The organism is Pseudomonas sp. 2995-1 (assembly GCF_002742505.1).
In the GTDB taxonomy this organism is placed as follows: Bacteria; Pseudomonadota; Gammaproteobacteria; order Pseudomonadales; family Pseudomonadaceae; genus Aquipseudomonas; species Aquipseudomonas sivasensis.
This window is the reverse complement of sequence record NZ_LJSA01000466.1, coordinates 1-409: the sequence shown is the minus strand read 5'-3', so window position 1 is coordinate 409 and position 409 is coordinate 1. Positions and strand designations below refer to the sequence as shown.

At 32.0% G+C, this 409-nt stretch carries 1 protein-coding gene; it reads right to left on the bottom strand.

What is annotated here, in order from left to right:
- Window positions 1–62: 62 nt before the first annotated feature.
- The coding region (locus AOA61_RS31290) for a hypothetical protein (protein WP_218197379.1) at window positions 63–409 on the bottom strand (347 nt) is incomplete at its 5' end.

The following is a 409-nucleotide window of genomic DNA, read 5'->3' as shown; positions in this document are numbered from 1 at the left end:
TCTGTAGGCTTAAGTATTCTAATCTCCAATACAAACCCCTCCTTTTTTACATAAAACTGATGTTATTTATTCGCTAGAATGGTAAATTCCCATGGGATATTTTCATTATCCCACCCTTTATGCTCATCGAATCTCGTTAAAGTAAAGCCCACTGTAACTATCGAATTTATAATTTCGCTAAGCGTGTACGACTTAATTGAAACATGAGGAAAGCTTTTTTGTTCATCTTCGTTAAAAAAATGTTTATATGCTATGTCACCATCTTGTATCTGCTCATCAAAGTAATTGATAGATTCAGGACTTTCTCCAATACACTTTCTTAGTGGATGAAAATCACTTAAAATCATCACACCATCTTTTTTTAGTAACGAATAAAGGATGGTCATTAATTTACGAATATCATTGAAAT